30 protein-coding genes are annotated in these 25,781 nt (G+C 63.2%); 16 read left to right on the plus strand and 14 right to left on the minus strand.

All coding sequences use genetic code 11. The features are described 5' to 3' along the window. Window positions 1-24: 24 nt before the first annotated feature. A complete protein-coding gene (locus CAG22_RS10700; protein ID WP_085705451.1) occupies window positions 25-636 on the plus strand; it encodes a superoxide dismutase in 612 nt (203 codons plus the stop codon). A gap of 360 nt (window positions 637-996) precedes the next feature. Here CAG22_RS10700 and CAG22_RS10705 read toward each other — a convergent pair whose 3' ends face one another. The 10 genes from CAG22_RS10705 to CAG22_RS10750 form a co-directional block, all read right to left on the minus strand. Continuing rightward, window positions 997-1,269, minus strand: coding sequence for an HPr family phosphocarrier protein (locus CAG22_RS10705; protein ID WP_023660775.1), 273 nt, complete (start codon window positions 1,267-1,269; stop codon window positions 997-999). Window positions 1,270-1,288: 19 nt separating this feature from the next. After that, window positions 1,289-2,143, minus strand: a complete 855-nt coding sequence (gene rapZ, locus CAG22_RS10710) for an RNase adapter RapZ (RefSeq protein ID WP_085587488.1) — start codon at window positions 2,141-2,143, stop codon at window positions 1,289-1,291. Window positions 2,144-2,145: 2 nt separating this feature from the next. Then, window positions 2,146-2,610, minus strand: coding sequence for a PTS IIA-like nitrogen regulatory protein PtsN (gene ptsN, locus CAG22_RS10715; RefSeq protein WP_015269060.1), 465 nt, complete (start codon window positions 2,608-2,610; stop codon window positions 2,146-2,148). 12 nt (window positions 2,611-2,622) lie between these two features. Next, window positions 2,623-2,931, minus strand: a complete 309-nt coding sequence (gene hpf / locus CAG22_RS10720; protein WP_003255135.1) for a ribosome hibernation-promoting factor, HPF/YfiA family — start codon at window positions 2,929-2,931, stop codon at window positions 2,623-2,625. 79 nt (window positions 2,932-3,010) lie between these two features. Further along, window positions 3,011-4,504, minus strand: coding sequence for an RNA polymerase factor sigma-54 (locus CAG22_RS10725; protein WP_015269061.1), 1,494 nt, complete (start codon window positions 4,502-4,504; stop codon window positions 3,011-3,013). Between the two features lie 175 nt (window positions 4,505-4,679). After that, entirely contained in the window at window positions 4,680-5,405 is a 726-nt protein-coding gene (gene lptB / locus CAG22_RS10730) for an LPS export ABC transporter ATP-binding protein (RefSeq protein WP_085705452.1), read from the minus strand. Continuing rightward, a complete protein-coding gene (gene lptA, locus CAG22_RS10735; protein WP_015269063.1) occupies window positions 5,406-5,930 on the minus strand; it encodes a lipopolysaccharide transport periplasmic protein LptA in 525 nt (174 codons plus the stop codon). After that, window positions 5,917-6,489 (minus strand): LPS export ABC transporter periplasmic protein LptC, encoded by a 573-nt coding sequence (gene lptC / locus CAG22_RS10740; protein ID WP_025337824.1) that lies wholly within the window; start codon window positions 6,487-6,489, stop codon window positions 5,917-5,919. Before lptC ends, lptA begins: the two co-directional genes overlap by 14 nt. An 8-nt stretch (window positions 6,490-6,497) precedes the next feature. Next, entirely contained in the window at window positions 6,498-7,022 is a 525-nt protein-coding gene (locus CAG22_RS10745) for an HAD family hydrolase (protein WP_024086339.1), read from the minus strand. Window positions 7,023-7,034: 12 nt separating this feature from the next. Then, a complete protein-coding gene (locus CAG22_RS10750; protein ID WP_003257920.1) occupies window positions 7,035-8,009 on the minus strand; it encodes an SIS domain-containing protein in 975 nt (324 codons plus the stop codon). A 248-nt stretch (window positions 8,010-8,257) separates the two neighbouring features. Between CAG22_RS10750 and CAG22_RS10755 the strand changes: the two genes are divergently transcribed. The 14 genes from CAG22_RS10755 (at window position 8,258) to CAG22_RS10825 (ending at window position 19,394) form a co-directional block, all read left to right on the plus strand. Then, entirely contained in the window at window positions 8,258-9,067 is an 810-nt protein-coding gene (locus tag CAG22_RS10755; protein ID WP_012270662.1) for an ATP-binding cassette domain-containing protein, read from the plus strand. Next, entirely contained in the window at window positions 9,067-9,864 is a 798-nt protein-coding gene (mlaE, locus tag CAG22_RS10760) for a lipid asymmetry maintenance ABC transporter permease subunit MlaE (RefSeq protein ID WP_025337825.1), read from the plus strand. The genes CAG22_RS10755 and mlaE overlap by 1 nt, the downstream gene beginning before the upstream one ends. Next, the gene (gene mlaD / locus CAG22_RS10765; RefSeq protein WP_003257921.1) at window positions 9,864-10,349 is read left to right on the plus strand and encodes an outer membrane lipid asymmetry maintenance protein MlaD; all 486 of its coding nucleotides are present in this window, start codon (window positions 9,864-9,866) and stop codon (window positions 10,347-10,349) included. The genes mlaE and mlaD overlap by 1 nt, the downstream gene beginning before the upstream one ends. Before the next feature lie 9 nt (window positions 10,350-10,358). Then, window positions 10,359-11,006 carry a phospholipid-binding protein MlaC gene (locus tag CAG22_RS10770; RefSeq protein WP_025337826.1) on the plus strand — a complete coding sequence of 216 codons (648 nt, stop codon included), beginning with the start codon at window positions 10,359-10,361 and terminating at the stop codon, window positions 11,004-11,006. Continuing rightward, entirely contained in the window at window positions 11,003-11,305 is a 303-nt protein-coding gene (locus CAG22_RS10775; RefSeq protein ID WP_025337827.1) for a lipid asymmetry maintenance protein MlaB, read from the plus strand. The genes CAG22_RS10770 and CAG22_RS10775 overlap by 4 nt, the downstream gene beginning before the upstream one ends. A 117-nt stretch (window positions 11,306-11,422) precedes the next feature. After that, window positions 11,423-11,662 carry a BolA family protein gene (locus CAG22_RS10780; protein WP_003255121.1) on the plus strand — a complete coding sequence of 80 codons (240 nt, stop codon included), beginning with the start codon at window positions 11,423-11,425 and terminating at the stop codon, window positions 11,660-11,662. Between the two features lie 23 nt (window positions 11,663-11,685). Further along, on the plus strand, window positions 11,686-12,951 hold the full coding sequence (murA, locus tag CAG22_RS10785) for a UDP-N-acetylglucosamine 1-carboxyvinyltransferase (RefSeq protein ID WP_085705453.1): 1,266 nt from the start codon (window positions 11,686-11,688) through the stop codon (window positions 12,949-12,951). A 167-nt stretch (window positions 12,952-13,118) separates the two neighbouring features. Beyond that, complete coding sequence (hisG, locus tag CAG22_RS10790) at window positions 13,119-13,754, plus strand: ATP phosphoribosyltransferase (RefSeq protein WP_003257924.1); 636 nt, start codon at window positions 13,119-13,121, stop codon at window positions 13,752-13,754. A gap of 134 nt (window positions 13,755-13,888) precedes the next feature. Then, window positions 13,889-15,214: a histidinol dehydrogenase gene (hisD, locus tag CAG22_RS10795; RefSeq protein ID WP_085705454.1), complete on the plus strand. Its 1,326-nt coding sequence runs from the start codon at window positions 13,889-13,891 to the stop codon at window positions 15,212-15,214. 2 nt (window positions 15,215-15,216) lie between these two features. After that, entirely contained in the window at window positions 15,217-16,263 is a 1,047-nt protein-coding gene (hisC, locus tag CAG22_RS10800; protein ID WP_075043871.1) for a histidinol-phosphate transaminase, read from the plus strand. A 241-nt stretch (window positions 16,264-16,504) separates the two neighbouring features. Beyond that, window positions 16,505-17,155 (plus strand): FadR/GntR family transcriptional regulator, encoded by a 651-nt coding sequence (locus CAG22_RS10810; RefSeq protein WP_025337831.1) that lies wholly within the window; start codon window positions 16,505-16,507, stop codon window positions 17,153-17,155. Window positions 17,156-17,168: 13 nt separating this feature from the next. Beyond that, the gene (locus tag CAG22_RS10815; RefSeq protein ID WP_085705456.1) at window positions 17,169-18,449 is read left to right on the plus strand and encodes an MFS transporter; all 1,281 of its coding nucleotides are present in this window, start codon (window positions 17,169-17,171) and stop codon (window positions 18,447-18,449) included. Window positions 18,450-18,628: 179 nt separating this feature from the next. Further along, complete coding sequence (locus CAG22_RS10820) at window positions 18,629-19,105, plus strand: nuclear transport factor 2 family protein (protein ID WP_085587497.1); 477 nt, start codon at window positions 18,629-18,631, stop codon at window positions 19,103-19,105. Beyond that, window positions 19,098-19,394 carry a GIY-YIG nuclease family protein gene (locus tag CAG22_RS10825; RefSeq protein WP_013971092.1) on the plus strand — a complete coding sequence of 99 codons (297 nt, stop codon included), beginning with the start codon at window positions 19,098-19,100 and terminating at the stop codon, window positions 19,392-19,394. The genes CAG22_RS10820 and CAG22_RS10825 overlap by 8 nt, the downstream gene beginning before the upstream one ends. 122 nt (window positions 19,395-19,516) lie before the next feature. On the opposite strand, the gene yejK is transcribed toward CAG22_RS10825, so the two are convergent. Further along, window positions 19,517-20,524, minus strand: coding sequence for a nucleoid-associated protein YejK (gene yejK, locus CAG22_RS10830; protein WP_085664594.1), 1,008 nt, complete (start codon window positions 20,522-20,524; stop codon window positions 19,517-19,519). 370 nt (window positions 20,525-20,894) lie between these two features. Between yejK and CAG22_RS10835 the strand changes: the two genes are divergently transcribed. Beyond that, on the plus strand, window positions 20,895-21,176 hold the full coding sequence (locus tag CAG22_RS10835) for an HU family DNA-binding protein (RefSeq protein ID WP_003257928.1): 282 nt from the start codon (window positions 20,895-20,897) through the stop codon (window positions 21,174-21,176). A gap of 50 nt (window positions 21,177-21,226) precedes the next feature. Here CAG22_RS10835 and rlmF read toward each other — a convergent pair whose 3' ends face one another. From rlmF to CAG22_RS10850, 3 genes are all read right to left on the minus strand, one after another. Then, window positions 21,227-22,180 carry a 23S rRNA (adenine(1618)-N(6))-methyltransferase RlmF gene (gene rlmF / locus CAG22_RS10840; protein WP_085705457.1) on the minus strand — a complete coding sequence of 318 codons (954 nt, stop codon included), beginning with the start codon at window positions 22,178-22,180 and terminating at the stop codon, window positions 21,227-21,229. Window positions 22,181-22,359: 179 nt separating this feature from the next. Then, on the minus strand, window positions 22,360-25,206 hold the full coding sequence (locus tag CAG22_RS10845) for a valine--tRNA ligase (protein WP_013971095.1): 2,847 nt from the start codon (window positions 25,204-25,206) through the stop codon (window positions 22,360-22,362). A gap of 209 nt (window positions 25,207-25,415) precedes the next feature. Next, complete coding sequence (locus tag CAG22_RS10850; RefSeq protein ID WP_015269071.1) at window positions 25,416-25,781, minus strand: hypothetical protein; 366 nt, start codon at window positions 25,779-25,781, stop codon at window positions 25,416-25,418.

Genomic DNA, 25,781 nt, shown 5'->3' on the forward strand with positions numbered 1-25,781 from the left:
CCCATGCCTACGGAGTTCACTGATATGCCCCATACCTTGCCTGCACTGCCTTACGCCTACGCTGCGCTGGAACCGCACATCGACGCGCAGACCATGGAAATCCACCACACCAAGCACCACCAGACCTACGTCAATGGCCTCAACGCCGCCATCGAAGGCACCGAGTGGGCTGAGTGGCCGGTGGAAAAACTGCTCGGCGCGGTCGGGCAACTGCCGGAAAACCTGCGTGGTGCGGTGATCAACCATGGCGGCGGGCACGCCAACCACAGCCTGTTCTGGACCGTCATGTCGCCGCAGGGTGGGGGAGAGCCGCAGGGCGCTCTGGCGCAGGCCATCGACGCCCAACTGGGTGGCTTCGATGCCTTCAAGGAGGCCTTCACCAGGGCTGCGCTGACCCGCTTCGGCAGTGGCTGGGCCTGGCTCAGCGTGACCCCGCAGAAAACCCTGGTAGTGGAAAGCAGCGGCAACCAGGACAGCCCGCTGATGCACGGCAACACGCCAATCCTCGGCCTGGACGTGTGGGAGCATGCCTACTACCTGAAGTACCAGAACCGTCGTCCGGAATACATCGGTGCTTTCTACAACGTCATTGACTGGGCAGAAGTGGAGCGCCGCTACCTCGAAACCCTGAAGTGAGTCTCCCCGGTATGCGCTACCAGATGATGTCTGTCAGCCGTGTGCGCCTGTTTCGCCTGTTTCGCCTGGCGCTTGGGACTTTGCTGTTACTGGCAGGCACTGCATTGCTATCGGCGCGCGGCTTCGCCTGGTTGGACCTGGCCTGGCCAGCTTGGGGCTGTGCATCGGTTTGCGCCGGATGATGGGGTGTTCACCGGCTTCGCTGTGGGAGCGGCACATAACTCATTGAATTAGCCGGGACTCTGTGGGAGCGGCTTTAGCCGCGAACACCGGCGGAGCCGGTGCCATGCACCGCGTTGGATTCTTCGCGGCTAAAGCTCCACAGGGTACGCGTACCGCTTGCGAATGAGCCAGCGAAATTCATTCGCCTTCGTCGAAGAAGTTGTTGATCAGCTCGACCAGCGCATCCATGGCATCAACGTCCTGCTCGCCTTCGGTATGCAGGTGCACCTGGGTGCCTTTGCCGGCCGCCAGCATCATCACCGCCATGATGCTCTTGCCATCCACCAGCTTGTCCGGCGCACGGCCAACCCTGACCTGGCAGGGGAAGCGGCCGGCAACGCCGACGAACTTGGCTGCCGCCCGGGCATGCAGACCCAGCTTGTTGATGATGGTGATTTCACGGGCGGGCATCGTGGGGCGGATCCTTGGGCTAGAGGTCGCGGTGGCGGACCTGGACGTTTTTCAGGGATTGCTGCAGCAGCTGGCCAAGGCGTTCGGTGATGTACACCGAGCGGTGGTGACCGCCGGTGCAGCCAATGGCAATGGTGACGTAGGCACGGTTGCTGGCGGCGAAGCGGGGCAGCCACTTGAGCAGGTAGCTGGAAATGTCGTTGAACATCTCTTCGACATCCGGCTGTGCGGCCAGGTAGTCGATTACCGGTTGGTCGAGGCCGGAGTGCTCACGCAGCTCGGGCTTCCAGTAGGGGTTGGGCAGGCAGCGCACATCGAACACCAGGTCGGCATCGACCGGCATTCCGCGCTTGAAACCGAACGACTCGACCAGGAACGCGGTGCCAGGCTCGGGCTGGTTGAGCAGGCGCAGCTTGATCGAATCACGCAACTGGTACAGGTTCAGGCTGGTGGTATCGATCTTCAGGTCGGCCAGGTCCGCAATCGGCCCCAGCAATTCGCTTTCCACCCGAATCGCTTCCGCGAGCGAGCGGTTGGCGTTGGTCAGCGGGTGGCGCCGGCGGGTTTCCGAGAAGCGCTTGAGCAGCATGTCTTCGTCGGCATCCAGGTACAGCACGTCGCACTGGATATGCCGGGCGCGGGCTTCTTCGAGCAACTCGGGGAAACGCGTCAGGTGGCTGGGCAGGTTGCGCGCGTCGATCGACACGGCGACCTTGGGTTGCAGCAACTCGGTATTGATCAGCGCATTTTCCGCCAGCTGTGGCAGCAGCCCGGCGGGCAGGTTGTCAATGCAGTAGAAACCGTTGTCTTCCAGGACATCGAGGGCGGTGCTCTTGCCGGAGCCGGACCGGCCGCTGACGATGATCAGGCGCATGTTCAGTGCTCGTTCTGTACGTCCAGGACAACCTGGAACAGGGCCTCGCTGCTGGTGGCCGCACGCAGGCGATCACGGACCTCCTTGCGATCGAGCATGCTGGCAATCTGGCGCAGCAGTTCCAGATGGGCATCGGTGGCGGCTTCTGGCACCAGCAGGACGAACAGCAGGTCCACCGGCGCGCCATCGATGGCGTCGTAGTCGATAGGGGCTTCCAGGTGCAGCAGGGCGCTGACCGGAGCGGAACATCCTTCAAGCCGGCAGTGCGGGATGGCGATGCCGTTGCCGAAACCGGTCGAGCCGAGTTTTTCCCGGGCGACCAGTTTTTCGAAGACGTCTTGCATCTCCAGTTCGGGCACTTGTTCGGCGATGACGGTGGCGACCTTTTCCAGGGCGCGCTTCTTGCTGCCGCCCGGCACGTTCACGAGGGAACGGCCGGGGGTCAGGATGGTTTCAAGTCGGATCATGGATGAGGGGGATCAGCGGGCAGCTGCACCTTGCAGCAGGCTTTGCTGTTTTTCCTTGTGTTTTTTCAGTTGGCGGTCGAGCTTGTCGGCCAAGGCGTCGATCGCTGCATACATGTCTTCGTGTTCGGCGTTGGCAACCACTTCGCCGCCGGGAATCTGCAAGGTCGCCTCGACCTTCTGCTGCAGCTTCTCGACTTTCATGATGACCTGCACGTTGGTGATCTTGTCGAAGTGACTTTCCACGCGAGCGAGCTTTTCAAGCACATAATCGCGCAGTGGCTGGGTGACTTCTACATGCTGTCCACTGATATTGACTTGCATACAGCTTCTCCTTTGTTGCCCGTGCATAAAGAGGCAGGTCTTGCACCTGCCCCACAAACGCTGTGGCACATCTCAGGGGCTACATCAGTCGCTTGCGCTCGCTCGACGGTGCGATGCCGAGGGACTCGCGGTACTTGGCGACGGTGCGACGGGCTACCTGGATGCCTTGTGCCTCCAGTAAACCAGCGATCTTGCTGTCACTCAATGGCTTTTTCTGATTTTCCGCCGCAACCAGTTTCTTGATGATCGCGCGGATCGCCGTAGACGAGCATTCTCCGCCTTCGGAGGTGCTGACGTGGCTGGAGAAAAAGTATTTCAGTTCGTAGATGCCACGCGGGGTGTGCATGTATTTCTGCGTGGTTACCCGCGAAATGGTCGACTCGTGCATGCCCACCGCTTCGGCGATGTCATGCAGTACCAACGGCTTCATCGCTTCGTCGCCGTGGTCGAGGAAGCCGCGCTGGTGCTCGACGATCTGCGTGGCCACCTTCATCAGGGTTTCGTTGCGGCTTTGCAGGCTCTTGATGAACCAGCGCGCTTCCTGCAGCTGGTTGCGCATGAAGGTGTTGTCGGCGCTGGTGTCGGCCCGGCGCACAAAGCCGGCGTACTGCGGGTTGACGCGCAGGCGCGGAATGGCCTCCTGGTTCAGCTCCACCAGCCAGCGGTCGCTGTCCTTGCGCACGATGACGTCGGGCACCACGTACTCGGGCTCGCTGGACTCGATCTGCGAGCCGGGGCGCGGGTTGAGGCTTTGTACCAGCTCGATGACCTGGCGCAGCTCGTCTTCCTTGATTTTCATGCGACGCATCAGCTGGCTGTAATCACGGCTGCCGAGCAGGTCGATGAAGTCGGTGACCAGGCGCTTGGCTTCGGCCATCCACGGGGTGCTGGCAGGCAGCTGGCGCAGTTGCAGCAACAGGCATTCGCCCAGGGTGCGGGCGGCAACGCCGGCTGGCTCGAACTGCTGAATGCGGTGCAGCACCGCTTCGACCTCGTCCAGCTCGATATCCAGCTCCGGGTCGAAACCGGCGCAGATTTCCTCGAGGGTGTCTTCCAGGTAGCCCTGGCCGTTGATGCTGTCGATCAGGGTGACGGCGATCAGGCGGTCGGTGTCGGACATCGGGGCCAGGTTCAGTTGCCACAGCAGGTGGCTTTGCAGGCTTTCGCCGGCCGATGTGCGGGTGGTGAAGTCCCACTCGTCGTCGTCGTTGCTCGGCAGGCTGCTGGCACTGGTCTGGTAGATGTCTTCCCAGGCGGTGTCGACCGGCAGTTCGTTGGGGATGCGCTCGCTCCACTCGCCGTCTTCCAGGGTGTCGGCACTGGTGGTGCTTTCCTGGAAGCTGTTGTCCTGGACTTCGGCGGCCGGCTTGTTCTCGGCGTTGTCCGCCATCGGGTCGCTGTTGTCGAAGTCGTCGCCGTCTTCCTGACGTTCGAGCATCGGGTTCGACTCCAGCGCTTCCTGGATTTCCTGTTGGAGGTCCAGGGTGGAGAGCTGGAGCAGGCGGATGGCCTGTTGCAACTGCGGTGTCATCGTCAGTTGCTGGCCCATTTTTAGGACGAGCGATGGTTTCATGGCTGGGGCTTAATACCTTGTTCGCCGGCGCGCATGCGCCATCCACTACACGAGGGCGCCGGGGCGCCAGATCAAGCAAGTTTTATGCCTTAAATTGTAGCGTTTGCCTAGAGCACCGTAACACTTTACCCCGGGTTTCAGGGCGATTTGCCAGTACTCCAGGCGCGTGCCAGGCTCAGAGCCGGAACTCGTGGCCCAGGTAAACCTCTTTGACCAGGTCGTTGGTCAGGATGGTTTCGGCGTCGCCTTCGGCGATCAGCCGGCCATCGTTGACGATATAGGCGGTTTCGCAGATATCCAGGGTCTCACGCACGTTGTGGTCGGTGATCAGTACACCGATACCCTTGGCCTTGAGGTGATGGATGATCTGCTTGATGTCGCCGACCGAAATCGGGTCGACACCGGCAAACGGTTCGTCCAGCAGGATGAACTTGGGTGCGGTCGCCAGCGCGCGGGCAATTTCCACGCGGCGGCGCTCACCACCGGACAGGCTCATGCCGAGGTTGTCGCGAATGTGGCTGATGTGGAACTCCTGCAGCAGGCTTTCCAGCTCTTTGCGCCGGCCGTCGCGATCGAGTTCCTTGCGGGTCTCGAGGATGGCCATGATGTTGTCGGCCACCGACAGCTTGCGGAAGATCGAGGCTTCCTGCGGCAGGTAGCCGATGCCGGCGCGGGCGCGACCGTGCATGGGCTGGTGGCTGACATCGAGGTTGTCGATCAGCACGCGCCCCTGATCGGCCTGGACCAGGCCGACGATCATGTAGAAGCAGGTGGTCTTGCCGGCGCCGTTGGGGCCGAGCAGGCCGACGATCTGGCCGCTGTCGATCGACAGGCTGACGTCACGTACGACTTGCCGCCCCTTGTAGCTCTTGGCCAGGTGCTGGGCTTTGAGGGTTGCCATTTACTCGGCCTTCTTCTTGGGCTGGATCACCATGTCGATACGCTGACGCGGCGAGGTCACGTTGCCACCGCGACCGGCGGTTGCCACCTGGGTCTGGGTGTTGTAGACGATCTTCTCGCCTTCGGTGGTGTTGCCTTCGTTCTCGACCTTGGCGCGGTCGGTGAGGATCACCATGTCCTTCTGCGACTGGTACTGGATGGTCACCGCCCAGCCTTTCATCTTGTCTGGCTTGGCTGCGCTCTGCTGCTGCTCGAAGTAGGCCAGGTTGCCCACCGAGGTCACCACGTCGATGTCGCCGGAGGCGGAGCGGGTGATGGTCACGGTGTTGCCTTTGATCATCATCGAACCCTGGGTGATGATCACGTCGCCGGTGTAGGTGGCCACGCCCTGCTTGTCGTCCAGGTGGGCGTTGTCGGCCTGGATGCGGATAGGCTGGTCACGGTCGTTCGGCAGGGCGAGGGCGCTCGCGCTTCCCAGTGCTGCGCTCAGGCTGAGCAAAAGGGGGAGGGTTTTAACGAGCCTCATACTGTCCTCTTACGTTAGAGAGCAAGTCCATCTTGCCTTCTTTCAAATACGCTTTCATTCCTTTGCCCGTAGTTGTGCCACCGGCGCCGTCGATTCTAACGGCTTGCTCGGTCTGCGCATATTGCTTCTGCGGGAACACGGTCATGCGTGAGCTGGTAATGATCATTTCGCGCTGCTTTTCGTCGGTGCGGGCGACCCGTACGTTGTCGATCAGTTCGACTTCGCTGCCGTCCGGGTTGACTTCGGCGCGGGTGCTCTGCACGTGCCACGGGTATTCGGTACCGCGGTACAGGTGCAGGTCCGGCGTGGTCAGCAGGGTGATTTCGCTGGCCTTGAGGTGTTCGACCTTGTCGGCGGTCATTTCGTACTGCAGCTTGCCGTCGGGCAGGAACTGCACACTGTGGGCGTTGACCGCATAGTAGTCGATGGCGCTTTCGTCGACCTGGGTCACCGGCTTGTCGAGGAAGCTTTCCGGGCTGACATTCCAGTAGCCGATCGCCACCAGCAGGGCGGCGATCACCGCGAGCAGCGCAATGTTGCGGGCTTTCTTGCTGAACATGGGCAGCCTTACAGGTAGTTGGCGTTGGCAGCGTCCAGGGTGCCCTGGGCCTGCATGATCAGTTCGCAGAATTCACGGGCCGCGCCTTCGCCGCCACGTGCCTGGGTCACGCCATGGGCGTGCTGGCGAACGAACGGCGCGGCGTTGGCCACCGCCATGCCCAGGGCGACCCGGCGGATTACCGGCAGGTCGGGCAGGTCGTCGCCCAGGTAGGCCACTTGAGCATAGCTCAGGCCCAGTTCGGCGAGCAGGCCGTCCAGCACCACCAGTTTGTCCTCGCGGCCCTGGTACAGGTGCGGGATGCCGAGGTTCTTCGCCCGGCGCTCGACCACCGGGGTCTTGCGCCCGCTGATGATCGCGGTGGTCACGCCTGAGGCCATGAGCATCTTGATGCCCTGGCCGTCGAGGGTGTTGAAGGTCTTGAACTCGCTGCCGTCCTCGAGGAAGTACAGGCGCCCGTCGGTGAGCACGCCGTCCACGTCGAACACTGCCAGCTTGATGTTCTTGCCGCGTTGCATGAGGTCCTGGTTCATTCCATCGCTCCTTTACATCACGCCGGCGCGCAGCAGGTCGTGCATGTTCAGGGCGCCGGTGGGGCGGTCCTCGCGGTCCACCACCACCAGGGCGCCGATCTTGTGGTCTTCCATGATCTTCAGGGCCTCGGCCGCGAGCATTTCGGCGCGGGCCGTCTTGCCGTGCACGGTCATTACCTGGTCGATCAGGGTGGTGTGGACGTCGATGTTGCGGTCCAGGCTGCGGCGCAGGTCGCCGTCGGTGAAGATCCCTGCCAGCTTGCCATCGGCTTCGACGATCACGGTCATGCCCAAGCCTTTGCGGGACATTTCAAGGAGTGCGTCCTTGAGCAGGGTACCGCGGGGCACCTGGGGCAGTTCGTCGCCGGCGTGCATCACGTTCTCCACCTTGAGCAGCAGGCGGCGGCCCAGTGCACCACCCGGGTGCGAGAAGGCAAAGTCCTCGGCGGTGAAGCCGCGGGCTTCGAGCAGGGCAATGGCCAGCGCGTCGCCCAGCACCAGCGATGCGGTGGTGGAGGAGGTGGGGGCCAGGTTCAGCGGGCAGGCCTCTTGCTCGACGCGGGCGTCGAGGTTGACCTCGGCAGCCTGGGCCAGGGGCGAGTCCGGGTTGCCGGTCAGGCTGATCAGCTTGATGCCCAGGCGCTTGATCAGCGGCAGCAGGGTGACGATTTCGGCGGTGCTACCGGAATTCGACAGGGCAAGGATGACATCATCGCGGGTGATCATGCCCATGTCGCCATGGCTGGCTTCGGCCGGGTGCACGAAAAACGCCGGTGTGCCGGTGCTGGCCAGGGTGGCGGCGATCTTGTTGCCGATGTGCCCGGACTTGCCCATGCCGACCACGACGACCCGGCCCTTGCTGGCCAGGATCAGTTCGCAGGCCTTGACGAAATTGTCGTCGATGCGCGCCAGCAGGGCCTCTACGGCCTCGAGTTCCAGGCGCAGGGTGCGTTGGGCGGATTGGATCAGCTCGCTGGATTGGCTCATGTCGAAAAAGCAATGCCTGATGAAAAGGCGGCGATTATAGCTGCAATGAAAGAAACCCTCACGCTTTCGATTGCCGCGGTGAATGTCTCGCTAGCCTGTCGCAGGGCTGAACGACTCGTTAGCCGACCTTGGGGCGGCGCTGTCAGCGGTGCTATAGTTCGCCGCTATTCGGCCTGCCAGGGGCGCTTGTGCCTTCCAGATGGAGGCCGACGTCCATTAGGACGAGGCTGCACTAGCAAGGAGTCTAGATGAGTGTGGATAGCGCCTACGCGGTCGAGTTGAAGGGGGTTACCTTCAAACGCGGTTCGCGCAGCATTTTCAGCAACGTCGACATTCGCATCCCGCGCGGCAAGGTCACCGGTATCATGGGGCCATCGGGTTGCGGCAAGACCACGTTGCTCCGCCTGATGGGCGCGCAGTTGCGCCCCTCCAGCGGTGAGGTCTGGGTTGCCGGGCAAAACCTGCCGACGCTGTCGCGCAGCGACCTGTTCGACGCCCGCAAGCAAATGGGGGTGCTGTTCCAGAGCGGCGCGCTGTTCACCGATCTCGATGTGTTCGAGAACGTCGCGTTCCCGCTGCGCGTGCACACCCAGCTGTCGGACGAGATGATCCGCGATATCGTGCTGATGAAGCTGCAGGCCGTGGGGCTGCGCGGTGCCATCGACCTGATGCCCGACGAGCTGTCCGGTGGCATGAAACGCCGTGTGGCGTTGGCTCGGGCGATTGCCCTGGACCCGCAGATCCTCATGTACGATGAACCGTTCGTCGGCCAGGACCCGATCGCCATGGGTGTATTGGTGCGTCTGATCCGCCTGCTCAACGACGCCCTGGGTATCACCAGCATCGTCGTTTCCCATGACCTGGCGGAAACCGCCAGCATCGCCGACTACATCTATGTGGTAGGTGATGGCCAGGTGCTGGGCCAGGGGACGCCTGACGAGCTGATGGGCTCGGACAACCCGCGCATTCGCCAGTTCATGAAGGGCGATCCGGACGGCCCGGTGCCTTTCCATTTCCCTGCGCCTGACTACCGCGCCGACCTGCTGGGAGCGCGTTGATGCGCAGAAAATCCTTACTAGAACGTGTCCGCCTGCTGGGGCGCTCGGCCATCGACGTGCTGGCGGTGCTGGGGCGCTCCTGTCTGTTCCTGTTCCATGCGCTGATCGGCCGTGGCGGCATCGGTGGCGGCTTCCAGCTGCTGGTCAAGCAGCTGTATTCGGTGGGCGTGCTGTCGTTGGCGATCATCGTCGTGTCCGGCGTGTTCATCGGCATGGTGCTGGCGCTGCAGGGCTTCAGCATCCTGACCAAGTACGGCTCGGAGCAGGCAGTGGGGCAGATGGTTGCCCTGACCCTGCTGCGTGAGCTCGGCCCGGTGGTGACGGCATTGCTGTTCGCCGGCCGTGCCGGTTCGGCGCTGACCGCAGAAATCGGCAACATGAAGTCCACCGAGCAGTTGTCGAGCCTTGAAATGATCGGCGTCGACCCGCTCAAGTACATCGTCGCGCCGCGCCTGTGGGCCGGTTTCATCTCGCTGCCGTTGCTGGCGCTGATCTTCAGCGTGGTCGGCATCTGGGGTGGCTCGTGGGTGGCGGTGGACTGGCTGGGCGTCTACGAGGGCTCGTTCTGGGCCAACATGCAGAACAGTGTTTCGTTCACCGACGACGTGCTCAACGGGCTGATCAAGAGCCTGGTATTTGCCTTCGTCACGACCTGGATCGCCGTATTCCAGGGGTACGACTGTGAGCCCACCTCAGAAGGGATCAGCCGTGCCACCACCAAGACCGTGGTCTATGCCTCGTTGGCAGTGCTGGGTCTGGACTTTATTCTGACCGCCTTGATGTTTGGAGATTTCTGATGCAAAACCGCACCCTGGAAATCGGTGTCGGCCTGTTCCTCCTGGCCGGGATCCTGGCGCTGCTGCTGCTCGCCCTGCGTGTCAGCGGGCTGTCGGCCAGCCCGAGCAGCGATACCTATAAAGTTTATGCCTACTTCGACAATATCGCCGGTTTGACGGTCAGAGCTAAAGTGACCATGGCCGGTGTGACCATCGGCAAGGTTACCGCCATCGATCTGGACCGTGATTCGTACACCGGTCGGGTGACTCTGCAGCTGGACAAGTCGGTGGACAACCTGCCGACCGACTCCACTGCTTCGATCCTGACCGCCGGGTTGCTTGGCGAGAAGTACATCGGCATCAGCGTGGGCGGTGAGGACCAGGTGCTCAAGGACGGCGGGACCATCCACGACACCCAGTCGGCGCTGGTGCTGGAAGATCTGATTGGCAAGTTCCTGCTCAACTCCGTTGGCAAGGAACCGAAAGAAGCGCAACCGGCTAATTAAGGAGTTTCCATGATTTCCATCCTGCGACGTGGCCTGCTGGTCCTGCTGGCGGCCTTCCCCCTGCTGACCATGGCTGCGCAGACGCCTCACGATGTGGTTCAGGGCACCACCACTGAACTGCTGGGCGACCTCAAGGCCAACAAGGAACAGTACAAGTCCAACCCCAACGCCTTCTACGATGCGCTGAACCGCATCCTCGGCCCGGTGGTGGACGCTGACGGTATTTCCAGAAGCATCATGACCGTCAAGTACTCGCGCAAGGCTACCCCCGAGCAGATGCAGCGCTTCCAGGAAAACTTCAAGCGCAGCCTGATGCAGTTCTATGGCAATGCCCTGCTCGAGTACAACAACCAGGGCATCACCGTCGACCCGGCCAAGGCTGATGACGGCAAGCGCGCCAGCGTTGGCATGAAGGTCACCGGCAACAACGGTGCCGTGTATCCGGTGCAGTACACCCTGGAAAACATCGGCGGCGAGTGGAAGGTGCGTAACGTGATCGTCAACGGCATCAACATCGGCAAGCTGTTCCGCGACCAGTTCGCCGACGCCATGCAGCGCAATGGCAACGACCTGGACAAGACCATCGACGGCTGGGCCGGCGAAGTGGCCAAGGCCAAGCAGGCTGCCGACAACTCGCCAGAGAAGACCGTCAAATGAGTGAGGCCGGTGTAAGCATGGCCGAGCCGGGCGTGCTGCGCCTGGCCGGCGTGCTGGACTACCGCAGCGGGCCGGCCCTGCGCAAGCAGGGCAAGGCGCTGATCGCGGCCTGCCGCGAGGCGCAGTTGGTGCTCGATTGCTCGGCAGTGCAGCGCTCCACCAGTGTCGGCCTGTCGTTGCTGCTGGCATTCATGCGTGATGCCCAGGCCGCCGGCAAGGGTTGCCAGGTGCGCAGCATGCCCGACGACATGCGGGAAATTGCCGAGGTTTATGACCTCGATGAAGTGCTGGCAACCTGATGGCCTGGCACGGATGATGGCCCCTCGGTCAGCGAAGCCCTCGTTGGGCTTCGCAGGCGAGGGGCTTTTTTGTATGATGGCCGACCCGTGCGCATCGGGCGCCGATTGAGGTTGAGCATGCAGGCCGTAGAAGTTAAAAGCTTCCTTGAAGAGAAATTGCCGGGTTCCCGGGTCGAAGTTGAAGGCGAAGGCTGCAACTTCCAGTTGAACGTGATCAGCGACGAGTTGGCTGGCCTGAGCCCGGTCAAACGCCAGCAGGCGATCTATGCTCACCTGAATCCGTGGATCGCCAATGGCAGCATCCATGCGGTAACCATGAAATTTTTCAGCAGCGCAGCCTGGGCTGAGCGCACCTGAGCCAACGTGGCGGCGAGATTCCAATGGACAAACTGATTATTACTGGCGGCGCTCGCCTTGATGGCGAGATCCGCATTTCGGGCGCGAAGAACGCAGCCCTGCCGATTCTGGCGGCGACCCTGCTGGCCGACGGCCCGGTCACCGTGGGCAACCTGCCGCACCTGCACGACATCACCACCATGATCGAGCTGTTCGGCCGCATGGGCATCGAGCCGGTGATCGACGAAAAGCTGGCGGTCGAGATCGACCCTCGCACCATCAAGACCCTGGTTGCACCTTACGAGCTGGTCAAGACCATGCGTGCCTCGATCCTGGTGCTGGGCCCGATGGTCGCCCGTTTCGGCGAGGCCGAAGTGGCCCTGCCTGGCGGTTGCGCCATTGGCTCGCGCCCGGTCGACCTGCACATCCGTGGCCTCGAGGCCATGGGCGCGAAGATCGAAGTCGAAGCCGGCTACATCAAGGCCAAGGCGCCTGAGGGTGGCCTGCGCGGTGCGCACTTCTTCTTCGACACCGTGAGCGTGACCGGTACCGAGAACATCATGATGGCCGCTGCCCTGGCCAAGGGCCGCAGCGTGCTGCAGAACGCCGCGCGCGAGCCGGAAGTGGTCGACCTGGCCAACTTCATCAACGCCATGGGCGGCAAGGTTCAGGGCGCTGGTACCGACACCATCGTCATCGATGGCGTCGAGCGCCTGCACTCGGCCAACTACCGCGTGATGCCGGACCGTATCGAGACCGGTACCTACCTGGTTGCCGCTGCCGTGACTGGCGGCCGCGTCAAGGTCAAGGACACCGATCCGACCATCCTTGAAGCCGTACTGGAAAAACTCAAGGAAGCCGGTGCCGACATCAACACTGGCGAAGACTGGATCGAGCTGGACATGCACGGCAAACGGCCGAAAGCCGTCAACCTGCGTACCGCCCCGTACCCGGCGTTCCCGACCGACATGCAGGCGCAGTTCATCTCGCTCAACGCCATTGCCGAAGGCACCGGTGCAGTGATCGAGACGATCTTCGAAAACCGCTTCATGCACGTCTACGAAATGCACCGCATGGGCGCGCAGATCCAGGTCGAAGGCAACACTGCCATCGTCACTGGCGTCAAGGCGCTGAAGGGGGCCCCGGTAATGGCCACCGACCTGCGTGCTTCCGCCAGCCTGGTGCTGTCGGCGCTGGTAGCCGAAGGCGATACCCTGATCGATCGCATCTACCACATCGACCGTGGTTACGAGTGCATCGAAGAAAAACTGCAGATGCTGGGCGCGAAAATCCGTCGCGTACCGGGCTAGTAGCCCTTCGGCATACCGTGTGGGAGCGGGCTTGCCCGCGAATACCGGCAGAGCCGGTGCCATGCACCGCGGTGGTTGCTTTGCGGGCAAGCCCGCTCCCACAATGAATCAAATGCGGTCGGGCTCGACGCCCGGCCGGCAGTAGCCGCTTAAGGACCGACGTTCCAATGTTGACCATCGCGCTTTCCAAAGGCCGTATTCTCGACGATACCCTGCCGTTGCTGGCCGAGGCCGGTATCGTGCCGACCGAGAACCCGGACAAGAGCCGCAAACTGATCATTCCCACCACGCAGGACGATGTGCGCCTGCTGATCGTGCGTGCCACCGACGTGCCGACCTATGTCGAGCATGGTGCCGCCGACCTGGGTGTGGCCGGCAAGGATGTGCTGATGGAGTACGGCGGCCAGGGCCTTTACGAGCCCCTGGACCTGCAGATTGCCCGTTGCAAACTGATGACCGCTGGCGTGGTCGGCGCACCCGAGCCCAAGGGCCGTCTGCGCGTGGCTACCAAGTTCGTCAACGTAGCCAAGCGCTACTACGCCGAACAGGGCCGCCAGGTCGACATCATCAAGCTGTACGGCTCGATGGAACTGGCTCCGCTGATCAACCTGGCCGACAAGATCATCGACGTGGTCGACACCGGCAACACCCTGCGTGCCAACGGCCTGGAGCCCCAGGAGCTGATCGCCACGATCAGCTCGCGCCTGGTGGTCAACAAGGCCTCCATGAAAATGCAGCACGCCCGTATCCAGAGCCTGATCGACACGCTGCGCGGAGCGGTCGAATCGCGACACCGCGGCTGACTCTCTACCGACTGCGCGCGGCCTTCGCTGCCGCGCCCGTCTATCCGCGTCATAGCCATTTTTCTCGGGTGCCCGCGCGGATGGACTGGTAGCCTAGGGCGCCTGAGCATTCGCCAATAATCGAGGCCCTCGCCATGACCGTGTCCACTGCAATTGCCCGTCTCAACGCTGCTGATCCGGATTTCGCCCGACATCTGGATCATCTGCTGAGCTGGGAAAGTGTGTCCGATGACGCGGTCAACCAGCGCGTGCTCGACATCATCAAGGCCGTGCGCGAGCGTGGCGATGCGGCATTGGTGGAATTCACCCAGCGTTTCGATGGTGTCGATGCCAAGTCCATCGATGACCTGATCCTCGATCGCGAGCGCCTGGAACTGGCCCTGACCCGCATTACCCCGGTCCAGCGCGAAGCCCTGGAAAAGGCTGCCAACCGTGTGCGCATGTACCACGAGCGGCAGAAGCAGGATTCCTGGCAGTACACCGAGGCCGACGGCACCGTGCTTGGCCAGAAGGTCACCCCGCTGGACCGCGCCGGCCTGTATGTGCCGGGTGGCAAGGCGTCGTACCCGTCGTCGGTGCTGATGAACGCCATCCCGGCCAAGGTCGCCGGTGTGGCCGAAGTGGTGATGGTGGTGCCGACCCCGCGTGGCGAGGTCAACGAGCTGGTGCTGGCGGCTGCCTGCATCGCCGGTGTCGACCGTGTGTTCACCGTCGGTGGCGCCCAGGCTGTCGCTGCCCTGGCCTACGGTACCGAAAGCGTGCCGCAGGTGGACAAGATCGTCGGCCCGGGCAACATCTACGTCGCCACCGCCAAGCGCCACGTGTTTGGCCAGGTGGGTATCGACATGATCGCCGGCCCGTCGGAAATCCTCGTGGTATGCGACGGCCAGACCGACCCGGACTGGATCGCCATGGACCTGTTCTCCCAGGCCGAGCACGACGAAGATGCCCAGGCCATCCTGGTCAGCCCGGACGCCGCCTTCCTCGACCGCGTTGCCGCCAGCATCGACAAGCTGCTGCCGACCATGGAACGTGCCGAGATCATCGAGAAGTCGATCAATGGCCGTGGTGCGCTGATTCAGGTGCGTGACATGCAGCAGGCCATGGAAGTGGCCAACCGCATCGCACCCGAGCACCTGGAACTGTCGGTGGCCGACCCGCAGGCCTGGCTGCCGCACATCCGCCACGCTGGCGCGATCTTCATGGGTCGCCACACCAGCGAAGCGCTGGGCGACTACTGCGCAGGGCCCAACCACGTACTGCCGACCTCCGGCACCGCGCGTTTCTCGTCGCCGCTGGGGGTGTATGACTTCCAGAAGCGTTCGTCGATCATTTTCTGCTCCGAGCAGGGCGCGTCCGAGCTGGGCCACACCGCCTCGGTCCTGGCCCGTGGCGAGTCGCTGACCGCCCACGCCCGCAGCGCCGAATACCGCATCCTGACCCAAGAGAAGGGGAACTGAGCATGAGTCGATTCTGGAGCCCCTTCGTCAAGGACCTGGTGCCTTACGTGCCGGGCGAGCAGCCCAAGCTGGCCCGCCTGGTCAAGCTGAACACCAACGAAAACCCCTACGGCCCTTCGCCCAAGGCGCTGGAGGCCATGCGCGGCGAGCTGAACGACAACCTGCGCCTGTACCCGGACCCGAACGGTGACCGGCTGAAGCAGGCGGTGGCCGAGTACTACGGCGTGACGCCGGCACAAGTGTTCGTCGGCAACGGCTCGGACGAGGTGCTGGCGCACATCTTCCACGGCCTGTTCCAGCACGACGCACCGCTGCTGTTCCCTGACATCAGCTACAGCTTCTACCCGGTCTACTGCGGCCTGTACGGTATCGCCTTCGAGCAGGTGGCGCTGGACGAGCAGTTCCAGATCCGCATCGAGGACTACAACAAGCCCAATGCCGGCATCATCTTCCCCAACCCCAACGCGCCGACCGGTTGCCTGATGCCGCTGCAAGCGGTGGAGCAGTTGCTGCAGGCCAACCGTGATTCGGTGGTGGTGGTCGATGAAGCCTACATCGACTTCGGTGGCGAAACGGCGATCAGCCTGGTGGACCGCTACGACAACCTGCTGGTCACCCAGACCCTGTCGAAGTCGCGTTCGCTGGCCGGGCTGCGGGTTGGCCTGGCGGTGGGGCACCCGGACTTGATCGAGGCGCTGGAGCGGATCAAGAACAGCTTCAACTCCTACCCGCTGGACCGTGCCGCGATCGTCGGCGCGGCGGTGGCGTTCGAGGACCGCGAGTACTTCGAGGAAACCTGCCGCAAGGTGATCGACAGCCGCGAGGTGTTGGTCGGGCAGCTGCAGGCCAAGGGCTTCGAAGTGCTGCCGTCGGCGGCCAACTTCATCTTCGCCCGCCATCCGCAACAAGATGCCGGTGAGCTGGCTGCACGCCTGCGCGAGCAGGGCGTGATCGTGCGCCACTTCAAGCAGCCGCGCATTGCCCAGTTCCTGCGCATCACCATCGGTACGCCAGAGATGAACCAGGCGCTGCTCGATGCGTTGACCTGACGCCATCCACTGCCCTGCGCGGTCCTTGTAGGAGCGGCCTTGTGTCGCGAAAGGGCCGCAAAGCGGCCCCAGCAGTTTTTGCATCTGCGCTGAAATCCAGGGGCCGCTTTGCGGCCCTATCGCGACACAAGGCCGCTCCCACAAAAAATCGCGTCAGGTTTCTAATCGCTGCTCTCTTCAATGACAAACACTTTGCCCACCGGTATGCTGCGCCAATTCATCGGATGATTGGTTGAGTTGCATGAGTACCGAATTGACCAAGCGCTCCCTGGTCGAACTGGCCGTCGAGCGCATGCGCGAACGCATCGTGCTGGGCGACTGGCAAGTTGGCCAGCGTTTGCCGACCGAGCCGGAACTGGCCCTGCAGCTGGGCATAAGCCGCAACACCGTACGCGAGGCCATGCGTGTGCTGGCGTTCAGTGGCCTGGTGGAGATCCGCCAGGGCGACGGCAGCTACCTGCGCACGGCCCAGGACCCGCTGCAGGCGGTGCAGGCGATGTCACGCTGCACGCCCGAGCAGGCCCGTGAAACCCGGCACATCCTCGAAGCCGAGGCCATCGGCCTGGCCGCGCTGCGCCGAACCGACGCCGACCTGCAGGCGTTGCGTGATGCCCTGGCCAACAGTGCCGGGCATTTTCACGGTGATATCGATGCTTATGTGGCCTGCGACCTGGTGTTTCACCAGCGGCTGGTCGATGCCGCCCACAACCCGGCCTTGAGTGAGCTGTACCGGTACTTTTCCGGGGTGGTGGCTGCCGCGCTGCAGCACAACATGGCGACCGTGCCGCGCTGCCAGGCCACGTTCGACCTGCATGGGCAGATCCTTGCCGCCATCGAGCAACGCGATGCGGAGCAGGCCAAGCGCCTGAGCCGTACCCTTATCGAATCCTGACTCCGAGAAGGCCATGGCTGATTCCATCACCCGTAACACCCCACCGAGCGAGCGGGACCTCGATGAGTTGCTGATCGACGCCGAGGCTGACGACGAACAGGTCCAACAGCAGCCGGTACAGGTACAGCGGCCTTGGCTGTTGTTGCTCGGCCTGGTGCTGGTGGCTTTGAACCTGCGCCCGGCATTGTCGAGCATGGCGCCGGTGCTGGGCCAGGTGTCCGAAGGCCTGGGGCTGAGCGCCTCGCAGGCCGGTTTGCTGACCACCTTGCCAGTGCTGTGCCTGGGCCTGTTCGCCCCCTTGGCGCCGATGCTGGCGCGGCGCTTTGGCAGCGAGCGGGTGATCCTCGGCATCCTCGCCACCCTGGCGCTCGGCATTGTTGTGCGCAGTAGCCTGGGGGCTGCCGGGGTGTTCCTCGGCAGCCTCATGGCGGGGGCCAGCATCGGCATCATTGGCGTGCTGCTGCCGGGCATCGTCAAGCGCGATTTCCCGCAGCACGCTGGCACGCTGACCGGCGTGTACACCATGGCGTTGTGCCTGGGCGCCGCCATGGCGGCTGGCGCCACGGTGCCCCTGGCCCAGCATTTCGACGGCAGCTGGGCGCTGGGGCTTGGCTTCTGGATGCTGCCGGCACTGCTGGCCATGCTGGTATGGCTGCCGCAGGCCCGCCAGGGTCATGGCCTGCACAAGGTGGCCTATCGCGTGCGTGGGCTGTGGCGTGATCCGCTGGCCTGGCAGGTGACCCTGTACATGGGCCTGCAGTCGTCACTGGCCTACATCGTCTTTGGCTGGTTGCCATCGATCCTGATCGGTCGCGGCCTGAGCCCGACCGAGGCGGGGCTGGTGCTGTCGGGGTCGGTGATCGTGCAGCTGGTCAGTTCGCTCAGTGCGCCCTGGCTGGCCACTCGCGGCAAGGACCAGCGCCTGGCGATCGTGCTGGTCATGCTGATTACCCTGGCCGGTCTGTTCGGTTGCCTGTATGCGCCGCTTTCCGGGCTGTGGGGTTGGGCGGTTGTGCTGGGCCTAGGGCAGGGCGGTACCTTTGCCCTGGCGCTGACCTTGATCGTGCTGCGCTCGAAGGATGCCCATGTGGCGGCGAACCTGTCGAGCATGGCGCAGGGGGTGGGTTATACCCTGGCGTCGATGGGGCCGTTTGCGGTGGGGCTGGTGCATGACCTGACCGGGGGCTGGGCGGCAGTGGGGTGGATCTTTGCCGTGCTGGGGGTGGGGGCCATCGTCTTCGGCCTGGGCGCCGGGCGGGCTTTGCATGTGCAGGTGAGCAGCGAGAAAGTCTGAAGCTGATATTGGCAGTGCTGGCCTCTTCGCGGGCACGCCCGCTCCCACAGGAGAGCCACAGGATCAAAGCATGCATGGATCTTGTGGGAGCGGGCGCGCCCGCGAAGAGGCCGGTACTGGCATAAGCAACCGGGGCAGATTATCGTGCTGCTATCATCCCCCAGGACGGACCAGCCCCCATGAGCGACGCCAACCGCGACCTGATCACCCGCTTCTACCAGGCCTTCCAGCGCCTGGACGCCGAGGCCATGGTCGCCTGCTACAGCGACGATATCGTCTTCAGCGACCCGGTCTTCGGCACCTTGCGTGGCAAGGATGCAGGCGACATGTGGCGAATGCTCACCAGCCGGGCCAAGGACTTCACCCTGACCTTCGACAACGTCCGCGCCGATGAACGCACGGGCGCCGCACATTGGGTGGCCACCTACCTGTTCAGCCAGACCGGCCGCATCGTGGTCAACGATATCCAGGCGCGTTTCGTGATTCGTGACGGGCTGATCTGCCAGCACGATGACCAATTCGACTTGTGGAGTTGGTCGCGGCAGGCGCTGGGTGTGCCTGGCATGCTGCTGGGCTGGTCGCCGCTGGTGCAGAACAAGGTGCGCCAGCAGGCGTTCACAGGATTGCGAGCATTCCAGCAGGCCCAGGGTGAGTGAGCCCGTCGAAATTGCCGCGAGCAAACCCTGGTATGTCTACTTGGTAAGGGCTGCCAATGGATCGCTGTATTGCGGTATCAGCGATGACCCGCAGCGGCGCTTTCTGGCGCATCAGAAAGGGCAGGGCGCGCGCTACTTCAAGACCAGCCCGGCCCAGGCGCTGGTGTATGTGGAGCAATGGCCGGACAAGGGCGAGGCGTTACGCCAGGAGCGGCTGGTGAAGCGGCTGCGCAAGTCGGCGAAGGAGGCGTTGGTGGCCTCCTATGGCGCAGTAGTGGCTGCTAATTAGGGCCGCTTCGCGCCCCATCGCCGGCAAGCCAGCTCCCACTTCGACTGCATGGACCTCAGGCCTGTGCAGTACCTGTGGGAGCTGGCTTGCCGGCGATGGGCTGCCCAGCAGCCGCGGGGCCATCAGTCCTTGCGCCGCTTCAACTGATCCACCAAGGTGGTCGGAAGACCCTTGATGATCAAGGTCCCTGCCTCTTCGTCATACTCGACCTTGTCCCCCAGCAGGTGCGCTTCGAAGCTGATCGACAACCCCTCGGCACGGCCGGTAAAACGGCGGAACTGGTTGAGGGTGCGCTTGTCTGCGGGGATTTCCGGCGACAGGCCGTAGTCCTTGTTGCGGATGTGGTCGTAGAACGCCTTGGGCCGGTCCTCGTCGATCAGGCTGGACAGCTCTTCCAGCGTGACCGGCTCGCCCAGCTTGGTCTGGGTAGTGGCGTACTCGACCAGGGTCTGGGTTTTTTCGCGGGCAGACTCTTCCGGCAGGTCTTCGCTCTCGACGAAGTCACTGAAGGCCTTGAGCAGGGTGCGGGTTTCGCCCGGGCCGTCGACGCCTTCCTGGCAGCCGATGAAATCGCGGAAGTAGTCCGAGACCTTCTTGCCGTTCTTGCCCTTGATGAACGAAATGTACTGTTTGGAGTTCTGGTTGTTCTTCCACTCCGACAGGTTGATGCGCGCCGCCAGGTGCAGCTGGCCAAGGTCGAGGTGGCGCGAAGGCATCACGTCGAGCTCGGCGTTCACCGCCACGCCTTCGCTGTGGTGCAGCAGGGCGATCGCCAGGTATTCGGTCATGCCTTGCTGGTAATGGGCAAACAGGATGTGGCCGCCGGTGGACAGGTTGGATTCTTCCATCAGCTTCTGCAGGTGCTCCACGGCCACGCGGCTGAAGGCGGTAAAGTCCTTTTCTTCGTCCAGGTACTGCTTCAGCCAGCCGCTCAGCGGGTAGGCGCCGGACTCACCGTGGAAAAAGCCCCAGGCCTTGCCTTGCTTGGCGTTGTAGCTGTCATTGAGGTCGGCAAGCAGGTTTTCGATGGCGTCGGAGGCAGCCAGTTCGCAATCGCGGGCATGCAGCACGGCGGGGCTGCCATCGGGCTTTTTGTCGATCAGGTGAACGATGCAATGACGGATTGGCATGGAATTCTCGGCGAGCTGCAAAAGTCGTCCAGTTTACCCTAGACACAAGGTGGTGCAGTGGCCGGATGTTGGCAGAAATGCCGGTTGTTCGTTTTTTGTTCAAATTTGTGCGTTTTAGGCTAAAACCCCCGAAAAACCTGCATTAAATCGAAGCGCGCAGCGGATATTTATCCGTTCCTGTGGTAGCTTTGCGCGGTCTTGCGCCCCTTGTGTGGCGCATTGCTGGCAGCGTGCTGTCGTCGTGTCGAACCAAACGTCGATTTGCGTATCTACATACGCGATTGGCGCGGCCCTCCACTTTCAGGGGCTGGCCCGATAACGTCGTAGTCCGCTGCATAACCATCGAATTTGATAGGGAAGGAACACCACCATGGCATTGACCAAAGACCAACTGATTGCCGACATCGCCGAATCGATCGCCGCGCCAAAAGCCACCGCCAAGAACGCTCTGGAGCAACTGGGCCAGATCGTTGCCGACCAGCTGGAAAACGGCGCTGAAATCACTCTGCCAGGCATCGGCAAGCTGAAAGTCGCTGAGCGTCCTGCCCGTACCGGCCGCAACCCTTCGACTGGCGCTGCCATCGAAATCGCTGCCAAGAAAGTCGTCAAGTTCGTTCCAGCCAAAGTGCTGACCGACGCCATCAACAAGTAATTGTTGAAGCTTTGACGAAACCGCGCCCGGCTTGCCCGGGCGCGGTTTTTTCATGCCTGGGTTTTACGCCCGGCGTGCCAGGCCTGGCGCGCGGCGTCGTCGTGGAAGCTCCAGGCGACCATGCGACTTTGCTTCTGCCCTTGGCCCATTTCACTGATGCGCACGGCCTTGGCGCCCGCTTTCCTGAGCGCAGCCTCGATCCCCGGCAGGTTGCTGGCCTTGGACACCAGGCTGGTGAACCACAGTACCCGCTCGGCGTACTGCACGCTTTCGCTGACCAGTTGGCTGACAAAGCGGATTTCGCCGCCTTCGCACCACAGTTCGTTGTTCTGGCCGCCGAAGTTGAGCACCGGCAGCTTGCGCTTGGGGTCCTGCTTACCGAGGTTCTTCCACTTGCGCTGGCTGCCGCGGGTGGCTTCGTCGCGTGAGGAATGGAAGGGCGGGTTGCACAGGGTGAGGTCGAAGCGTTCGCCCTCCTGCAGCAGGCCGCTGAGGATGTGTGCACGGTTGGTCTGCTGGCGCAGGGTGATGGCCTTGCCCAGGCCGTTGGCCTGGACGATGGCCTTGGCCGAAGCCAGGGCCACGGGGTCGATGTCCGAGCCGAGGAAGCGCCAGCGGTAGTCGCTGTGGCCCAGCAGTGGGTAGATGCAGTTGGCCCCCACGCCGATGTCCAGCGCACGCACCTGGGCGCCCTTGGGGATCTCGCCGGCATTGTCGTCGGCCAGCAGGTCGGCGGCCACGTGGATGTAGTCGGCGCGGCCGGGAATCGGCGGGCACAGGTAGTCGGCGGGGATATCCCAGTGCTGGATGCCGTACTGGGCCTTCAGCAGGGCACGGTTGAACACCCGCACGGCCTCGGGGTTGGCGAAGTCGATGCTGGGTTTGCCGTGGGGGTTGGTGATGGTGAAGCGCGCCAGGTCAGGGTGGGCCTTGATCAGGCTGGGGAAGTCGTAGCGGCCCTGGTGGCGGTTGCGCGGGTGCAGGGTGGGTTTGTTCGGGGTCATGGCAGTGTCCAGCCCTATACGAGCGGTGGCTGATAGAGCCTGGGGCTGCTTTGCAGCCCTTTCGCGACACAAGGCCGCTCCTACAGGATAGCGGCGCCCTTCAGACCGGCGCCGTCCCTGTAGGAGCGGCCTTGTGTCGCGAAAGGGCCGCAAAGCGGCCCTAGCTTTTTCTCTAGTGATTAAAGCGCTGCAATCCGCGCATGCTGCTCGGTGAAGTTGGCCAGGGCCTGTTCGGACTCGGCCAGCTTGGCGCGCTCCTTCTCGATCACGGCAGGCGGTGCCTTGTCGACGAAGGCGGCGTTGGACAGCTTGCCACCCACGCGTGCCACTTCACCCTGCAGGCGCTGGATTTCCTTGTTCAGGCGCGCCAGCTCGGCATCCTTGTCGATCAGGCCGGCCATTGGCACCAGCACTTGCAGGTCACCGACCAGGGCGGTGGCCGACAGCGGCGCTTCGTCGGCATCGCCCAGTACGGTGAACGACTCGACCTTGGCCAGCTTCTTCAGCAGGGCTTCGTTTTCCTGCAGGCGACGCTGGTCGTCGGCGTTGGCGTTCTTCAGGAACAGCGGCAGCGGCTTGCCCGGGCCGATGTTCATTTCGGCGCGGATGTTGCGCAGGCCGACCATCAGCTCCTTGAGCCACTCGATGTCGCCTTCGGCGGCAGCATCGATGCGGCTTTCATTGGCCACCGGCCATGGCTGCAGCATGATGGTCTTGCCTTCGATGCCGGCCAGCGGTGCGATGCGCTGCCAGATTTCTTCGGTGATGAACGGCATGAACGGGTGTGCCAGGCGCAGCGCCACTTCCAGCACGCGCACCAGGGTGCGGCGAGTGCCACGGGCGCGCTCGACCGGGGCGTTCTCGTCCCACAGCACTGGCTTGGACAGCTCCAGGTACCAGTCGCAGTACTGGTTCCAGATGAACTCGTACAGCGCCTGGCTGGCCAGGTCGAAGCGGAACTGCTCCAGCTGGCGGGTCACTTCGGCTTCGGTACGCTGCAGCTGCGAGATGATCCAGCGGTCGGCCAACGACAGCTCGTAGGCCTCGCCGTTCTGGCCGCAGTCCTCGCCCTTGTCCAGCACGTAGCGGGCGGCGTTCCAGATCTTGTTGCAGAAGTTGCGGTAGCCTTCGACGCGGCCCATGTCGAACTTGATGTCGCGGCCGGTGGAGGCCAGCGAGCAGAAGGTGAAGCGCAGGGCGTCGGTGCCGTAGCTGGCGATACCTTCGGGGAACTCGGCCTTGGTCTGCTTGGCGATCTTCTCGGCAAGCTTGGGCTGCATCATGCCGCTGGTGCGTTTTTCCAGCAGGGCGTCGAGGGTGATGCCGTCGACGATGTCCAGCGGGTCCAGCACGTTGCCCTTGGACTTGGACATCTTCTGGCCCTGGCCGTCACGTACCAGGCCGTGCACGTACACGGTCTTGAACGGTACCTGCGGGGTGCCATCCTCGTTCTTGATCAGGTGCATGGTCAGCATGATCATGCGCGCAACCCAGAAGAAGATGATGTCGAAGCCGGTCACCAGCACGTCGGTGGAGTGGAACTTCTTGAGGAACTCGGTCTGTTCCGGCCAGCCCAGGGTAGAGAAGGTCCACAGGCCCGAACTGAACCAGGTGTCGAGTACGTCGTCGTCCTGGCGCAGGACCACGTCGGCGCCCAGGTTGTGCTTGGCGCGCACTTCTTCCTCGTTGCGGCCGACATAGACCTGGCCGGCCTCGTCGTACCATGCCGGGATGCGGTGGCCCCACCACAGCTGGCGGCTGATGCACCAGTCCTGGATATCACGCATCCAGGAGAAGTACATGTTCTCGTACTGCTTGGGCACGAACTGGATGCGGCCATCTTCCACGGCGGCGATGGCAGGTTCTGCCAGCGGCTTGGTGGAAACGTACCACTGGTCGGTCAGCCACGGCTCGATGACGGTGCCCGAACGGTCGCCTTTCGGCACTTTCAGCGCGTGGTCATCGATGCTGACCAGCAAGCCCTGGGCATCCAGGTCGGCGACGATCTGCTTGCGCGCGACGAAGCGGTCGAGGTTGGCATACTGGGCCGGCAGGCGGGTGTCCACCTGCTCGTTGACGCTGCCGTCGAGGTTGAAGGCCTGCGCGCTGGCCAGCACGAAGGCGTTCTTGTCGAAGATGTTCAGCAGCGGCAGGTTGTGGCGCTTGCCGACTTCGTAGTCGTTGAAGTCGTGGGCCGGGGTGATCTTCACGCAGCCGGTACCGAACTCGGGGTCGCAGTAGTCGTCGGCGATGATCGGGATGCGGCGGCCGACCAGCGGCAGTTCGACGAACTTGCCGATCAGTGCCTGGTAGCGCTCGTCGTTCGGGTTGACCGCCACGGCGGCGTCACCCAGCAGGGTTTCCGGACGGGTGGTGGCGACTACCAGGTAGTCCTTGCCTTCGGCGGTCTTGGCGCCGTCGGCCAGTGGGTAGCGCAGGTTCCACAGGTGGCCCTTCTCGTCGTGGTTTTCCACTTCGAGGTCGGAGATGGCCGTGTGCAGCTTGGTGTCCCAGTTGACCAGGCGCTTGCCGCGGTAGATCAGGCCATCTTCATGCAGGCGCACGAAGGCTTCCTTGACCGCTTCGGACAGGCCGTCGTCCATGGTGAAGCGCTCGCGGCTCCAGTCGACCGACGAGCCCAGACGGCGGATCTGACGGCTGATGTTGCCACCGGACTGGTCCTTCCATTCCCAGACCTTTTCCAGGAACTTTTCGCGGCCCAGGTCATGCCGGTTCTGGCCCTTGGCCTCGAGCTGGCGCTCGACCAGCATCTGGGTGGCGATACCGGCGTGGTCGGTGCCTGGCTGCCACAGGGTGTCGCGGCCTTGCATGCGGCGGAAACGGATCAGGGCGTCCATGATCGCGTTGTTGAACCCGTGGCCCATGTGCAGGCTGCCGGTCACGTTCGGCGGCGGGATCATGATGGTGTAGGACTCGCCTGCACCTTGTGGGGCGAAATAGTTCTCGGACTCCCAGGTGTTGTACCAGGAAGTTTCGATGGCGTGCGGCTGGTAGGTCTTATCCATGCGCGGCGGGACCCTGTGCATTTATTCGGGAAAGCCGGGAAGTATAACCAAGCTGGGGGCCGCAGGCGACAAGCTGCTGACAACTGTCGGAACAGTGGCGCCTGCTTCGCGGGCTCGCCCGCTCCCACAGGTGCACCACAGGTCTTGTGGGCTGTGGGGCCCTGTGGGAGCGGGCGTGCCCGCGAAGCAGGCGACCCGGATGTTCGGTTTTACTCGGAACGCTTGATCAACCGCTCGATCCGCGCATCCAGCCGGCGCTTGATCTCGTTCTCGATGTGCGGGGTGAAGTCGTTGATCACGTCCTGCATGATCATCTGCGCCGCCGCACGCAGTTCGCTTTCCAGGTGCAGCAGAGTGTCCTGGCGACGAGTCTGCGGGTCATCTTCGGGTTCGGCAGCTATTGGTTCGGCCGCAGGCACATGATTGCCGGGCGCTTCTTCCAGCAGCAACGGGATCTGCTCCACCGTCTCGGTCAGTAGCGGCGGTTGCAGGTCGGCGTCGCCAAGCAACTGGCGTATCGACTCGAGGTCATCGAGCAGATGGGCGGAATCGGGCAGGGGGGAGGGCTTGTCCAT

The organism is Pseudomonas sp. B8(2017), assembly GCF_002113575.1.
GTDB lineage: Bacteria > Pseudomonadota > Gammaproteobacteria > Pseudomonadales > Pseudomonadaceae > Aquipseudomonas > Aquipseudomonas putida_Z.

Coding starts and splice junctions, on each gene's coding strand:
- CAG22_RS10700 (WP_085705451.1), top strand. CDS start 25: ATGCCCCATACCTTGCCTGCACTGCCTTACGCCTACGCTGCGCTGGAA.
- CAG22_RS10705 (WP_023660775.1), bottom strand. CDS start 1,269: ATGCCCGCCCGTGAAATCACCATCATCAACAAGCTGGGTCTGCATGCC.
- rapZ (WP_085587488.1), bottom strand. CDS start 2,143: ATGCGCCTGATCATCGTCAGCGGCCGGTCCGGCTCCGGCAAGAGCACC.
- ptsN (WP_015269060.1), bottom strand. CDS start 2,610: ATGATCCGACTTGAAACCATCCTGACCCCCGGCCGTTCCCTCGTGAAC.
- hpf (WP_003255135.1), bottom strand. CDS start 2,931: ATGCAAGTCAATATCAGTGGACAGCATGTAGAAGTCACCCAGCCACTG.
- CAG22_RS10725 (WP_015269061.1), bottom strand. CDS start 4,504: ATGAAACCATCGCTCGTCCTAAAAATGGGCCAGCAACTGACGATGACA.
- lptB (WP_085705452.1), bottom strand. CDS start 5,405: ATGGCAACCCTCAAAGCCCAGCACCTGGCCAAGAGCTACAAGGGGCGG.
- lptA (WP_015269063.1), bottom strand. CDS start 5,930: ATGAGGCTCGTTAAAACCCTCCCCCTTTTGCTCAGCCTGAGCGCAGCA.
- lptC (WP_025337824.1), bottom strand. CDS start 6,489: ATGTTCAGCAAGAAAGCCCGCAACATTGCGCTGCTCGCGGTGATCGCC.
- CAG22_RS10745 (WP_024086339.1), bottom strand. CDS start 7,022: ATGAACCAGGACCTCATGCAACGCGGCAAGAACATCAAGCTGGCAGTG.
- CAG22_RS10750 (WP_003257920.1), bottom strand. CDS start 8,009: ATGAGCCAATCCAGCGAGCTGATCCAATCCGCCCAACGCACCCTGCGC.
- CAG22_RS10755 (WP_012270662.1), top strand. CDS start 8,258: ATGAGTGTGGATAGCGCCTACGCGGTCGAGTTGAAGGGGGTTACCTTC.
- mlaE (WP_025337825.1), top strand. CDS start 9,067: ATGCGCAGAAAATCCTTACTAGAACGTGTCCGCCTGCTGGGGCGCTCG.
- mlaD (WP_003257921.1), top strand. CDS start 9,864: ATGCAAAACCGCACCCTGGAAATCGGTGTCGGCCTGTTCCTCCTGGCC.
- CAG22_RS10770 (WP_025337826.1), top strand. CDS start 10,359: ATGATTTCCATCCTGCGACGTGGCCTGCTGGTCCTGCTGGCGGCCTTC.
- CAG22_RS10775 (WP_025337827.1), top strand. CDS start 11,003: ATGAGTGAGGCCGGTGTAAGCATGGCCGAGCCGGGCGTGCTGCGCCTG.
- CAG22_RS10780 (WP_003255121.1), top strand. CDS start 11,423: ATGCAGGCCGTAGAAGTTAAAAGCTTCCTTGAAGAGAAATTGCCGGGT.
- murA (WP_085705453.1), top strand. CDS start 11,686: ATGGACAAACTGATTATTACTGGCGGCGCTCGCCTTGATGGCGAGATC.
- hisG (WP_003257924.1), top strand. CDS start 13,119: ATGTTGACCATCGCGCTTTCCAAAGGCCGTATTCTCGACGATACCCTG.
- hisD (WP_085705454.1), top strand. CDS start 13,889: ATGACCGTGTCCACTGCAATTGCCCGTCTCAACGCTGCTGATCCGGAT.
- hisC (WP_075043871.1), top strand. CDS start 15,217: ATGAGTCGATTCTGGAGCCCCTTCGTCAAGGACCTGGTGCCTTACGTG.
- CAG22_RS10810 (WP_025337831.1), top strand. CDS start 16,505: ATGAGTACCGAATTGACCAAGCGCTCCCTGGTCGAACTGGCCGTCGAG.
- CAG22_RS10815 (WP_085705456.1), top strand. CDS start 17,169: ATGGCTGATTCCATCACCCGTAACACCCCACCGAGCGAGCGGGACCTC.
- CAG22_RS10820 (WP_085587497.1), top strand. CDS start 18,629: ATGAGCGACGCCAACCGCGACCTGATCACCCGCTTCTACCAGGCCTTC.
- yejK (WP_085664594.1), bottom strand. CDS start 20,524: ATGCCAATCCGTCATTGCATCGTTCACCTGATCGACAAAAAGCCCGAT.
- CAG22_RS10835 (WP_003257928.1), top strand. CDS start 20,895: ATGGCATTGACCAAAGACCAACTGATTGCCGACATCGCCGAATCGATC.
- rlmF (WP_085705457.1), bottom strand. CDS start 22,180: ATGACCCCGAACAAACCCACCCTGCACCCGCGCAACCGCCACCAGGGC.
- CAG22_RS10845 (WP_013971095.1), bottom strand. CDS start 25,206: ATGGATAAGACCTACCAGCCGCACGCCATCGAAACTTCCTGGTACAAC.
- CAG22_RS10850 (WP_015269071.1), bottom strand. CDS start 25,781: ATGGACAAGCCCTCCCCCCTGCCCGATTCCGCCCATCTGCTCGATGAC.